Genomic DNA, 12893 nt, shown 5'->3' with positions numbered 1-12893 from the left:
GAGAGCTGTTATCAACTAGACGAACAAGAAGACGCGGCACAGTAAAAAATCCTCACCCCGGCGCTGAACAAATACGTCGAGGTGAGGCGGGTGTCATCAGATGTCCCAGATCACGTTGATCGCAAAGTTGCGGCCGGGCTGGGTCAGGCGGTCGAGGTTGGCCGGGCCGGTCACAGCGGCTTCGCCGACACTGTCGTAGCTGCGCACGTCATCCCAGTTCCAGTACTTCTTGTCGGTGAGGTTGTAGAGGCCGCCGTTAATGGTCACGTCGTGGGTGACTTTGTAGAAGGCGGTCAGGTCGACCACACCGAAGCCAGGGGTCTTGAAGGGGCCGCTGGTGTCGCCGTCCGGCGCGTGGAAGGTGGTGCTGTCGACGCGATCCTGCTTTTTCACCAGGGTCCAGCTCAACAGGCCACCGTAGTTGTCCTGGTCATAGCCCAGGCCGAAGACGCCCTTGAGCGGGTTGACGCTGTTCAACGGCTCGCCGTTATCGTCGTTGCGGCCGTAGGCGTAGGACACCGAGCCCTGGGTGTAGAGGCCCTGCGGAGCGCCAAAGGCATCCAGATTCAGGCGGCCCTTGGCTTCGGCGCCCTTGATGGTGGCGCGCTTGATATTGATGGCCTGGAACTGTTCAAGGCTGCCGCCGGCAACGGCATTGTCTTCGTCGATAAAGTCGCGGTATTTGTTGTAGAACACGGCGATCTCGAATGATCCTTCGTCGAACTTGCCGCGAATCCCGGTTTCGACGCCTTTGCTGGTTTCTGGCTTGAGGTCGGGGTTCGGTTCGACGGTGTAGCCAAGGTTCAGGTTTTCAAAGCGGCCGTACAAGGCCTTGGCGGACGGCGTACGGAAACCTTCGGCGTATTGGCCGAACCAGGTGTATTGGTCCGTCAGGGCGTAAGTCAGGCCAAACTTGGGCGTCACACGGTGCCAGGTTTTTTCCTTGTCGCTCACCGGGTCCGCGCCTGTCGGGTTGACGGTGTTGAGGAAGGCCTGGGTCAGCTTGGGTTTGAGCTGGGTGTAGTCGTAGCGCACGGCGGGCAGGAAGGTCCACTTGTCCCAGGTGATCTGGTCCTGTGCGAACAGCGAATAGGTGTTGATGGTCGGATCGGGGAAGTCGCTGGACTTCTTCACACTGTCGCTGGCAATCGGGCTGGGCGCGCCGATGGCGGTGCAACCACTGCCCACGGCCACGCAGGTCGCGCTGCCCTCGCGCGAACCGGTGACTTTCTGCTGCTTGAGGGTGGTGCCGTAAGTCACTTGGTGGTCGGTTTCACCGAGGCTGAACGCTTTGTCCAACTGGGCGTCGAAGAGCCACTGTTTTTCCTGGTAGAGCGTGTCGCGGGTGCGCAAGACACGACGGCCTGACTGATAGATCTCGGCGGTGGTCTGGTCGGTCTTGGCGATCTGGTAGTTGAGGCTGGTCTTGATGCGGTCGGCAATCGGTGACTCGAGGGCGAAGCTGTTTTCCAGGCCGAAACGTTCACGGGTAATGGTGTCGTTGCCACGACGATCACGGTAGAGGTTGAAGCCTCGGCCGCCGATGAACGGGCCGCCTACCGCGTTCTTCAGGTTGACGTCGCGATCGTCCTTGTACTTCTCATAGGTCAGGCCCAGGCGGTTGTCATCGCCATAGTTCCAGCCGAGTTTGGCCAGGATGTTGGTGGTGCGCGCGTCCTCCGGGTTGGCTCCGGTGCGGGCCAGGCCGGTGGCGTTGTTGCCGTCGTAGGATTCGGTCTCGTGGCCATTGCGCTGGCTCAGGTGCAGCAAGCCATCGAAGTCTTGCACGCGGCCGGCGACGGTGCCGGAGGTCAGCCAGCTTTCGTCGGCGGAGCTGTAGCCGGTCTTGAGGCGGGCGCCGAAATCCTGGCCGGGCTTGATGATGTCGTCCGGGTCGAGGGTGAAATAACTCACGGCGCCGCCGATGGCGCTGCTGCCGTACAGGGCGGAGGCCGGGCCACGCAGGATCTCTACGCGCTTGACGATCTCAGGGTCGACGTAGTTGCGGCGGGTCTTGGCGTAGGGGCCGTTGAAGAAGTTGTCGGGGACTTCCACACCGTCCACCTGGGTGAGGATGCGGTCGCCGTCGATACCGCGGATGTTGAAGCCGGCGTTACCGGAGCGGGTGCCCGCGCCGCCGACCGAGACGCCAGGCTCGTAGCGCACCAGTTCGCGGATGTTGTTGACGTTCTGGCGGTCCAGTTCTTCGCGATCCTGCACGCTGACGGTGCTCGGTACGCTGTTTACATCCTGCTCGTTGCGGGTGGCGCTGATGGTCACCTGTTGCAGGTTGAGGGTGCTGCCCGCCGTGCGCTTTTCGAGGACGATGTTGTTGCTGCCCAGCTTGCGGTAGCTCAGGTTGGTCCCCACCAACAGCCGGTCCAAGGCTTTTTCCGGCGGCAACGGGCCACGTACGCCAGGGGACGACACACCCTGGGCCAGTTCCGCCGGCAGGCCGACTTGCCAGCCGGTCACGGCGGTAAAGGCGTTGAGCGCGGAGACCAGCGATTGCTGCTCGATGCTGAAGTTGTAGTTGCCGTGGCTGCGTGGGGCAGGTTCGGCGGCGGTGGCGGTCATCATTGGCGCACCGGCCAGCAGGATGGCGGCCGTCAGCAAGGACAGGACGGGCGAAGAGGACCGGCGGTTGAAACAAGAGGACATCGAGAGCGCTCCGGGGTACGAATCTTATAGTTGCGAACTGAATCAAATAGGAATCAGTTGCATTGGCTAAGACGAGACGTACCACCGTCGGCTATCGAGTAAAAATAATTCTCATTTAGTTCAGGATCACCAGCGCCGGGTATTCCGACAGCCTGGCCGAGGTGATGTGGGCCAGGGAGCGCACCACGTCCAGCGGCTGGTCGAGGCGGTAATTGCCGGTGACGGCGACGCTGGCGAGTTGGTCGTTGGTGTTGACGATCCAGCCGGGGTAATAGCGGCGCAGTTCGGCCAGGACTTCGCTCATCGGGCAGTTTTCGAAGATCAGCCGACCTTGTACCCACGCCAGATCCTTGTTGGCGTCCAGTTTGGCGGGCGCGCCGAAACCCTTGGGGCCGATACGGATGCTTTCACCGGCGCTCAGGCGCACGCGGGCATCGTCGAAGGTATTGCTCAGGTCGACATCGCCACGCTGCACCTGCACCTGTGCTTCGCCATTGAGGTAGCGCACGGCGAAGGCTGTATCGCGCACGCTGGCACGAACGGGGCCGGCGTCGATTTCCAGGGGCAGGCCATGGGTGGGCTTGATTTCGAAAAACGCCTCGCCCTGATACAGGCGGGCGATGCGCTGGTGGTCCCTGATGCTGCTGGAAAACGCCGAGTTGGTGTTGAGCAACACCTTCGAACCATCTTCCAGTTGCAGGCGCTGGCGTTCACCCACCACGGTGAGGTGATCGGCTTGCAGGCGCACCGGCAGGTTGCTGAAGCTGAACAGGCCGATCAGCAACACGGCGGCGGTGGCCAACGGTTTCCAATGGGGCTTGATCCGCCGCCAGGCGCTGGGCTTACGCGGTGCTGCCAGGGCCACGGCGGCGCTGTGCACTGGCGCGCCACCCCAGGCAGCCTGGGCCTTGGCGAAGGCGTGGACGTGGGCGGGATCGCTGGCCAGCCAGGCTTCGAATTCGGCCTGCTGCCCGGGTTGCGGGCACTGCAAGGCGATCAGCCAGTCGAGGGCTTGGTCCATAGCCGTGTCTTGCAACACCTCATGAGCCAACTCATGGGGGCGCAGTTTGTTCGGGTCCGTCACGGTGTTCCTCGGGTCTTCGCCACGTTCTATTCAACTTTCCTACAGCTTGGGTCGACGTTTCTGTCGGGTGAAGCTTAAGGCCGATCCAGCCGTTCGGCCACACCTACACAGATGGCCATGATCAACTTCAGTTCCTTTTGCACGGTGCTCAAGGACACTTCCAGCTGATCGGCAATCTCCTGGTAACTGCAACCGTGCAGGCGGCTGAGGATGAAGATCTGCTGCTGGCGGGCGCTCAACTGGCCCAGACTGACGCTCAAGGCCTCGAGCATTTGCTCGGCCTGGGTGGCATCTTCGGGCGTGCTGATGGGGGCGGCGACACTTTGCAGGACATCCAGCGGGACATCTTCCTGCAGCGTACGGGCCTGGATCCTGCGCGCACGCAGATGATCCAGCGCCAGGTTGCGCGCGGTCTGATAGACGAAGGGTTCAAGGTGATCGATCGGCCGCTCGCTGAGGGCCCGGGTGACGCGCAGGTAGGTTTCCTGCAACAGGTCCTCGGCGGTGCTGTGGTTATTCACCATCCGCTGCAAGGTGCGAAGCAGAATCACCCGTTGGGTGAGAAAGACGTGGTTGAAGCGAGATTGGCTCACAGTGCTACCAGACCGATTTGCAGTTAATGATAATGCTTATCATCAACCCAAATGGCAAGCAGCTATTTTCCTTATGCGCGACACAAACCAATGTGAGAGGGGGCTTGCCCCCGATGGCAGTGTGTCAGTCATCAAAGATGTTGAATGTGCCACCGCTATCGGGGGCAAGCCCCCTCCCACACAAGCCCCTTCACAAGGTCCCGCGCAGCTCACATTACTCGGCGTTGCACAGCGCCAGGCAGTTATCCAGCATACGGTTGGAGAAGCCCCACTCGTTGTCGTACCAGGCAAGCACTTTCAGCAATTTACCGCTGACCTTGGTGTGATTGGCATCGAAGATCGACGACAGCGGGTTATGGTTGAAGTCACTGGAAACCAGCGGCAGGGTGTTGTAGCCGAGGATCTTCGAGTGCTGGCTGGCTTCTTTGAGCAGCGCGTTGACTTCTTGCGCCGTGGCTTCTTTCTTCAGTTGTACGGTGAGGTCCACCAGCGACACGTTGATCACCGGCACCCGTACCGCCATGCCGGTCAGCTTGCCCGCCAGCTCCGGCAGCACCAGGCCTACCGCTTCGGCGGCGCCGGTCTTGCTCGGGATCATGTTCTGGGTGGCCGAACGCGCGCGGTACGGGTCGGTGTGGTAGACGTCGGTCAGGTTCTGGTCATTGGTGTAGGCGTGGATGGTGGTCATCAGGCCGCTTTCGATACCCAGCTCGCGGTGCAGCACTTGAGCCACAGGCGCCAGGCAGTTGGTGGTGCACGAGGCGTTGGAGATGATCTGGTGGGACTGACGCAGAATGTCATGGTTGACGCCGTAGACCACGGTGGCGTCCGCGCCCTTGGCCGGTGCCGAGATGATCACCTTGCGTGCGCCGGCGGTAATATGGGCGGCAGCCTTGTCACGGTCGGTGAACAGGCCGGTGCATTCGAACACCACGTCGATCTTGTGCGCGGCCCAGGGCAGGTCGGCCGGGTTGCGGATGGCACTGACGGCAATCCGGTCACCATTGACGGTCAGGCTTTCCTGATCGTGGGCGACCTCTGCTTCGAAAGTGCCATGTACGGTGTCGTATTTGAGCAGGTGGGCATTGATCGAACTGTCGCCCAGATCATTGATGGCGACGATCTGCAAATCCTGGCGGTAGCCTTGGGTATACAGTGCGCGCAGGACATTACGGCCGATACGGCCAAAACCATTGATTGCGATACGAAGAGTCATTGGAAAGTGCCTGTCGTCGATTTGTTGTAAGAATTACAAGATTATTCGCATAAAAATAGAAAACAAGCCTTTTTAGTGGCAATATTTTGTTCAATCTACAACGAGTGACCTGAATCAACTGGTCCGATGATCCAAACGACTCCCTGCCATCCCATGCGCTGCGGGCGTTTGATCAGCATAGACACTCAGGTCGCCACATCCGTTAGCCTGGAGTTCTACACATGCATCCCCGCGTTCTTGAGGTCACCGAACGGCTTATCGCCCGCAGCCGCGCCACCCGCGAGGCTTACCTTGCGCTTATTCGCGGCGCAGCCAGCGACGGTCCGATGCGCGGCAAGCTGCAATGCGCCAACTTTGCCCACGGCGTGGCCGGTTGCGGCACTGAAGATAAAAATAGCCTGCGCATGATGAATGCCGCCAACGTGGCAATTGTTTCGTCATATAACGACATGCTTTCGGCGCACCAGCCGTACGAACATTTCCCTGAACAGATCAAGAAAGCCCTGCGCGAAGTCGGCTCGGTCGGCCAGTTCGCCGGCGGCACGCCCGCGATGTGCGACGGCGTGACCCAGGGCGAACCGGGCATGGAGCTGAGCCTGCTCAGCCGTGAAGTCATCGCCATGTCTACGGCGGTAGCGCTGTCCCACAACATGTTCGACGCGGCCTTGATGCTGGGCATCTGCGACAAGATCGTCCCCGGCCTGATGATGGGCGCGCTGCGCTACGGTCACTTGCCGATGATCTTCGTACCGGGCGGGCCGATGCCGTCGGGCATTTCCAACAAGCAGAAGGCCGATGTGCGCCAGCGCTACGCTGAAGGCAAGGCCACCCGCGAAGAGCTGCTGGAATCGGAGATGAAGTCCTACCACAGCCCCGGCACCTGCACCTTCTACGGCACCGCCAACACCAACCAGTTGCTGATGGAAGTGATGGGCCTGCACCTGCCAGGCGCCTCGTTCGTCAACCCGTACACGCCGCTGCGTGACGCGCTGACCCGCGAAGCCGCGCACCAAGTCACGCGCCTGACCAAGGCCAACGGCAACTTCACGCCGATCGGCGAGATCGTCGACGAGAAATCCATCGTCAACTCCATCATCGCGCTCAATGCCACCGGCGGCTCGACCAACCACACCCTGCACATGCCGGCCATCGCCATGTCGGCGGGCATCATCCTCACCTGGGACGACATGGCCGACCTCTCCGAAGTGGTGCCGACCCTGTCCCACGTGTATCCGAACGGCAAGGCTGACATCAACCACTTCCAGGCGGCGGGCGGCATGTCGTTCCTGATCCGCGAGCTGCTCGAAGCCGGTCTGCTCCACGAAGACGTCAACACCGTGGCCGGCAAGGGCCTGAGCCGCTACACCCAGGAACCGTTCCTGGTCGACGGTGAGCTGATCTGGCGCGACGGCCCCATCGAGAGCCTCGACGAAAGCATCCTGCGTCCCGTGGCCCGTGCGTTCTCGCCCGAGGGCGGCTTGCGCGTGATGGAAGGCAACCTGGGGCGTGGCGTGATGAAAGTCTCGGCCGTGGCCCTTGAGCACCAGATTGTCGAAGCGCCCGCCGTGGTGTTCCAGGACCAGCAGGACCTGGCCGACGCGTTCAAGGCCGGCCAGTTGGAAAAAGACTTCGTCGCGGTGATGCGCTTCCAGGGCCCGCGCTCCAACGGCATGCCGGAATTGCACAAGATGACGCCGTTCCTCGGGGTGTTGCAGGACCGTGGCTTCAAGGTCGCGCTGGTAACAGACGGGCGTATGTCGGGCGCGTCGGGTAAGATCCCCGCCGCGATTCACGTCAACCCCGAAGCCCAGAGCGGCGGACCACTGGCGCGGGTGCGCGATGGCGATATCATTCGCGTGGATGGCGTGAAGGGCACCCTGGAGCTTAAGGTGGACGCCGAAGAATTTGCAGCGCGCGCGCCTGCCACGGGCCTGTTGGGTAACAACGTGGGGGCCGGTCGCGAGCTGTTTGCATTTATGCGCTTGGCCGCAAGCTCCGCAGAGCAGGGCGCAAGCGCCTTTACCTCTGCCTTGGAGACGCTTAAGTGAAGTTAGCGCTGGTCGGTGACATCGGGGGCACCAATGCCCGTTTTGCGTTGTGGCGGGATCAGGAACTGCATTCGATCCGTGTGCATGCCACGGCGGATCACAAGAGTCCTGAAGAGGCGATCAAGGTCTACCTCAAAGAGGAAGGCCTGGAAATCGGGGACATCGGCGCGGTGTGTCTTTCTGTCGCTGGCCCGGTAAGCGGCGATGAATTTAAATTCACCAACAATCACTGGCGCCTGAGCAAGACTGCGTTTTGCAAGGCGTTGCAGGTGGATGAGCTGCTGCTGGTCAATGACTTCTCGGCCATGGCCCTGGGCATGACCCGCCTCAAGCCCGACGAATTCCGCGTGGTCTGCGAGGGCACGCCGGAGCCGTTGCGGCCTGCGGTGGTGATCGGTCCGGGCACTGGCCTGGGTGTCGGTACATTGCTGGACTTGGGCGGTGGCCGCTTTGCGGCGCTGCCGGGGGAAGGCGGGCATGTCGACCTGCCGCTGAGCAGCCCACGGGAAACCCAGCTGTGGCAGCACATCTACACCGAGATCGGGCATGTCAGCGCTGAAACCGCTTTGAGCGGTGGTGGGTTGCCAAGGCTGTACCGGGCGATCTGTGCGGTCGACGGCCATGCGCCGGTACTGGAAACCCCCGAAGCCATCACGGCCGCCGGCCTGGCCGGTGACCCGGTGGCGATGGAGGTGTTGGACCAGTTCAGCATCTGGCTGGGCCGCGTCGCCGGTAACAATGTGCTGACCACCGGTGGACGCGGTGGTGTGTACATCGTGGGCGGGGTGATACCGAGGTTTGCCGACTTCTTTATCCACAGCGGTTTTGCCAGGAGCTTTGCTGATAAAGGCTGCATGAGTGACTACTTCAAGGGCATTCCGGTGTGGTTGGTGACCGCGCCGTATTCCGGGTTGACCGGGGCTGGCGTTGCGTTGGAACAGGCTTTTGCATAGGGACTGATGGCCCTATCGGGGGCAAGCCCCCTCCCACATTTGGAACGCATTCCAATATGGGAGGGGGCTTGCCCCCGATGAGGCCATCAATAACACCCCATAACAACAAGGAGGACCCCGTGAGCGTAATCAGTAAATCGATCCTCTTGGTCGACGACGACCAGGAAATCCGCGAATTGCTGCAGACCTACCTCAGTCGCGCCGGTTTCCAGGTGCGTGGGGTGCCGGATGGCGCGGGGTTCCGCCAGGCGATGAACGAGGCGCCGTGCGACCTGGTCATCCTCGATGTGATGTTGCCGGACGAAGACGGTTTCAGCCTTTGCCGCTGGATCCGCCAGCACCCGCGCCAGGCGCAGGTGCCGATCATCATGCTCACCGCCAGTTCCGACGAGGCCGACCGTGTGATCGGCCTGGAACTGGGCGCCGACGACTACATCGGCAAACCCTTCAGCCCTCGCGAGTTGCAAGCGCGGATCAAGGCCTTGTTGCGCCGTTGCCAGTTCGGCCAGGAGCGCAGCAGCGGCGGCGATGTGCTGGTATTCGATGAGTGGCGGCTGGATATGATCAGCCACCGCCTGTTCCATGTGGACGGCGAAGAAGTGATCCTCTCCGGCGCCGACTTTGCCTTGCTCAAATTGTTTCTCGACCATCCGCAGCAGATCCTCGACCGCGACACCATCGGCAACGCTACCCGGGGGCGCGACCTGATGCCGCTGGATCGCATCGTCGACATGGCCGTCAGCCGCCTGCGCCAACGCCTGCGCGACACCGAAAAGCCCCCTCGTCTGATCCGCACCGTGCGGGGCAGTGGTTATCAACTGGCAGCCAGCGTGGTTGCCGGCAATGTCCACTGAACATTTGATCGAACACCGCCGGCGTTTCCCGGTGCCGCGCTCGCTGCTGGGGCGCATGCTGCTGCTGACGCTGTTGGCGGTGTTGTTCGCCCAGGCGCTGTCCAGCGTGATCTGGGTCTCACAACTGCGCGCTACCCAGCTCGAAGGCCTGGTCACCAGCGCTCGCAGCCTGGCACATTCGATGACCGCCAGCGTGAGTTACTTCCGTTCGTTGCCGGTGGCCTACCGCCCGCTGGTGCTCGATCAACTGCGTAGCATGGGCGGCACGCGTTTCGTGGTGACCCTCAATGATCGTCCGCTGGACATGGCCATCCTGCCGCAGACCCCGCGTAAACAGGCGGTGCTTGAAGCGGTGGATGAGGTGTTGAAACAGACCCTCGGCGCCGATGTGCATATGTCGGTGGAGTTCGTCAGCGCCGAAGACCTGCGCATCTTCAATGCCGGCCTGAAACTCGATGAGCTGCCGCGTTCCTGGGCGCACTACGCGCTGACCCTGGAACCGGTGAACCCGCCGGTGCTGGTCACCCAGATCCAGCTCGCCCCGGGCGAATGGTTGTATATCGCCTCGCTGTTGCCCGAGCCCTACACCAGCCTTGAAGAACAAGGCCTGCCGTCCCAGCAGGTGTGGTTTATCGTGCTGACCAGCGGTTTCCTGTTGCTGTTCATCGGCCTGCTGGTGCACTGGCAAAGCAGGCCGCTCAAGCGTTTGGCGCGGGCGGCGCGGGACATGTCCCTGGGTGCGGACGTGGAACCGGTGGCCGAAGGCGGCGGCAGCGAAGTGGTGGAAGTGGGCCGTGCGTTCAACGCCATGCGTGAGCGCATCAGCCGCTACCTGACGGAGCGCAGCCAATTGTTCAGTGCGATTTCCCACGACTTGCGCACACCGATCACCCGCCTGCGCCTGCGCGTGGAACTGCTGGAAGACGAAAACCTGCAAACCAAGTTCGGCCGCGACCTGGATGAACTGGAGTTGCTGGTGAAGGGCGCGCTGCAATGCGTGAAAGACACGGATATCCACGAAAACATCGAGCCGGTGGACCTCAACCATGTGCTCGAATGCCTGGTGGAGCCTTACGTGGCACCCAACGGCAACGGCCGGGTCACGCTGAACGGTGCAGCCCTGGCGGCGTATCCGGGCAAGCCGCTGGCGCTCAAGCGTTGCATTGGCAACCTGATCGACAACGCCTTGAAGTACGGGCAGAACGCCCATCTGCATATCGAGGACGATGGCGCGGAGTTCGTCCTGCATGTGGATGACGAGGGGCCTGGCGTGCCGGAACAGCGTCTTGAGCAGGTGTTCGAACCGCACTTCCGCCTGGCCGGACAGCAACAGGGATACGGCTTGGGCCTGGGGATTGCGCGCAACATTGCCCACAGCCATGGCGGTGAAGTGAGTTTGCAGAATTTGCGTGAGGGTGGGTTGCGGGTGACGTTGCAACTACCCCGCAGTTTGGACTGAGCGGGCACCCTGTAGGAGCGAGCTTGCTCGCGAAAAACCTCGACGCAAACGCGGGGTGCCTGGATGAATGCGGCGTCCGGTCGTTCTTCGCGAGCAAGCTCGCTCCTACAGTGATGCGGGGGTGTTTTCAGATGCTTTGGCGCAACCGCGCCAGGTCACGCAACGGTGGTGCGCCAAACAACCGGCTGTACTCCCGGCTGAATTGCGACGGGCTTTCATACCCCACGCGATACCCCGCCGCCGACGCCTCCAACCCTTCGGCAATCATCAACCGCCGTGCTTCCTGCAAGCGCAACTGCTTCTGGTACTGCAACGGGCTCATGGCGGTGATCGCCTTGAAGCGGTGGTGCAGGGTCGAGACGCTCAGGTTCACTTCCTTGGCCAGGTCATCGATGCGCAGCGGTTGTTCGTAGTTGCCGTTCAACCACTTGATCGCCTGGCTGACCCGATGGCTCTGACTGTTGGCCACGGCGATTTCATACAGCCGATAGCCCTGCGGCCCGCGCAGCAGGCGATAAAGAATCTCCCGGTTGATCAACGGCGCGAGCATGGCGATGTCTTTGGGTGTGTCCAACAGACGCGCCAGTCGCAGCACAGCGTCCAGCAGTTGACCGTCGATGCGGTCGACGTACATGCCGCGAGAAGTCGGGCGCGACGGTACGCCCATCGGGCCAGCCTCGGCAATCAGCGCAGTGAGCTGCGCCGGGTCGATGTTGATGCGCACCGACAGGTTCGGGTCTTCGGGCGTTGCATCGATGATCCGCCCGGCCACCGGCATCGCCACCGAGAACACCAGGTAGTTGAGCGGGTCGTAGGCAAAGATCTCGTCGGCCAGGCGTACTTCCTTGCTGCCGCTGGCCAGGATGCACAGCGCCGGCTCCACCAGCACCGGCATGAAGTCGCGCGGGGTGTTGTGGCGGTTCAGAAACAGGGTGGTGATGGCCGTACCGTAGGAGCCGTCCTCCCAGGTATGCCGGTGCACGATGCTGGCCAGTTCGGCGCGCTGTTTTTCCATCTCGGCGTCGAGGGGGATGGCTTTATGTTCGGGCGACGACATGGAACGTCCTCTACGGGCTACTTCGATGGGTTCAGCTTAGCGGCGGCTTTTCAAATAGTGTTACGTCGATTCTGCATAATCCTTGCCTGATCCTGCGATACATCGTGAATCAGGCAATCGCAAGGCCTGTCATCTCCCTGAAACAAGGCGTTGGCCCCTGGAATAAAACCGCTGTGCCAGACGTCCTCCCTACGCTTCTCGCAGGATTGTGCAATAAGCCGACAGGAATTGACTAACCGCGCGCCGACCCGCGCCGTTATCTTTGATCCTGTGGCAACACGCCCTCACAGTGCTTGCCGAGCATCACTTCTCAACGGGAGAGTCGAACATGTCCACCCCCATTCCCGCGAGCCATATGGCCTTTATCCGCGCCCGCAGCGGGTGCAGTACCGAACTCGGTGCACGCTTGAGCAGTTTGATCGAACCGGGCCGCCAGGCTCAGGGTTGCCTGCAATTCTCGTTGCAGCATTCCCAGGTCGATCCCGATGTATGGTTGATCTCCGGTTTCTGGAGCAGCGAACAGGCGATGAGCGCCTACTTCAATTCTCCAGCGCTGATGATCTTTACCGAGCTGTTGAACGACATGGTCGTGCGCAGCATGGACTTCCAGACCTTTACCGATGCATCCGCCGCACACGCCTACGGCGAGTACCTGCAACTCGCCGGCTGAAGGTCTAGAATGGCCGACTTTCCATTGGCCAGGACCTGCAACATGGCACGTAAACAATTTGCCCACCACGAAGCCGTATCTGCCGTAGTACCGGGTGAAGGGGGCTACAGCGCCGCCGTCGCCGTCAAGGCACTCGATGGCATGGGCGCCCCGCAGTTTCACAAGATCCTGGATGGACAGACGTTCAAGACGGCCGCCGATGCCGATGATGCAGCCACCGTGCAGCTTGAACGGCTGATCGGTGTGGATGAAGAGGGTCAGCTGACCTGGGCGAGCGCCGCCAACTGAGTAACGCCGA

The 12893-nt window shown here is 61.6% G+C and carries 11 protein-coding genes; 6 read left to right on the top strand and 5 right to left on the bottom strand.

Going from position 1 to position 12893, the window contains the following annotated elements:
- Positions 1-96 precede the first annotated feature (96 nt).
- From BLR69_RS15495 to gap, 4 genes are all read right to left on the bottom strand, one after another.
- Positions 97-2661, bottom strand: coding sequence for a TonB-dependent receptor (locus BLR69_RS15495; RefSeq protein ID WP_071496498.1), 2565 nt, complete (start codon positions 2659-2661; stop codon positions 97-99).
- A gap of 115 nt (positions 2662-2776) precedes the next feature.
- On the bottom strand, positions 2777-3745 hold the full coding sequence (locus BLR69_RS15490) for a FecR family protein (RefSeq protein WP_071496499.1): 969 nt from the start codon (positions 3743-3745) through the stop codon (positions 2777-2779).
- Positions 3746-3819: 74 nt separating this feature from the next.
- Positions 3820-4338, bottom strand: a complete 519-nt coding sequence (locus BLR69_RS15485; RefSeq protein WP_016975497.1) for an RNA polymerase sigma factor — start codon at positions 4336-4338, stop codon at positions 3820-3822.
- A gap of 214 nt (positions 4339-4552) precedes the next feature.
- The gene (gene gap / locus BLR69_RS15480) at positions 4553-5554 is read right to left on the bottom strand and encodes a type I glyceraldehyde-3-phosphate dehydrogenase (RefSeq protein WP_058426789.1); all 1002 of its coding nucleotides are present in this window, start codon (positions 5552-5554) and stop codon (positions 4553-4555) included.
- 221 nt (positions 5555-5775) lie between these two features.
- Between gap and edd the strand changes: the two genes are divergently transcribed.
- From edd to BLR69_RS15460, 4 genes are all read left to right on the top strand, one after another.
- The gene (gene edd, locus BLR69_RS15475; RefSeq protein ID WP_058426788.1) at positions 5776-7602 is read left to right on the top strand and encodes a phosphogluconate dehydratase; all 1827 of its coding nucleotides are present in this window, start codon (positions 5776-5778) and stop codon (positions 7600-7602) included.
- Entirely contained in the window at positions 7599-8555 is a 957-nt protein-coding gene (locus tag BLR69_RS15470) for a glucokinase (RefSeq protein ID WP_071496500.1), read from the top strand. Before edd ends, BLR69_RS15470 begins: the two co-directional genes overlap by 4 nt.
- Positions 8556-8674: 119 nt before the next feature.
- Positions 8675-9409, top strand: a complete 735-nt coding sequence (locus BLR69_RS15465) for a response regulator (RefSeq protein WP_058423302.1) — start codon at positions 8675-8677, stop codon at positions 9407-9409.
- Between the two features lie 31 nt (positions 9410-9440).
- Entirely contained in the window at positions 9441-10868 is a 1428-nt protein-coding gene (locus BLR69_RS15460) for an ATP-binding protein (protein WP_197681384.1), read from the top strand.
- 127 nt (positions 10869-10995) lie between these two features.
- Here BLR69_RS15460 and BLR69_RS15455 read toward each other — a convergent pair whose 3' ends face one another.
- Positions 10996-11925, bottom strand: coding sequence for an AraC family transcriptional regulator (locus BLR69_RS15455; protein WP_071496502.1), 930 nt, complete (start codon positions 11923-11925; stop codon positions 10996-10998).
- A 328-nt stretch (positions 11926-12253) separates the two neighbouring features.
- Between BLR69_RS15455 and BLR69_RS15450 the strand changes: the two genes are divergently transcribed.
- Together BLR69_RS15450 and BLR69_RS15445 are read left to right on the top strand one after the other, a co-directional pair.
- On the top strand, positions 12254-12595 hold the full coding sequence (locus BLR69_RS15450; protein WP_058423299.1) for an antibiotic biosynthesis monooxygenase family protein: 342 nt from the start codon (positions 12254-12256) through the stop codon (positions 12593-12595).
- A gap of 42 nt (positions 12596-12637) precedes the next feature.
- Positions 12638-12883: a hypothetical protein gene (locus BLR69_RS15445; RefSeq protein WP_071496503.1), complete on the top strand. Its 246-nt coding sequence runs from the start codon at positions 12638-12640 to the stop codon at positions 12881-12883.
- Positions 12884-12893 lie beyond the last annotated feature (10 nt).

This window comes from Pseudomonas azotoformans (genome assembly GCF_900103345.1).
Lineage (GTDB): Bacteria > Pseudomonadota > Gammaproteobacteria > Pseudomonadales > Pseudomonadaceae > Aquipseudomonas > Aquipseudomonas azotoformans.
Note: the sequence above shows the minus strand (reverse complement) of the source record. Positions and strands in the feature narration are given on the sequence as shown.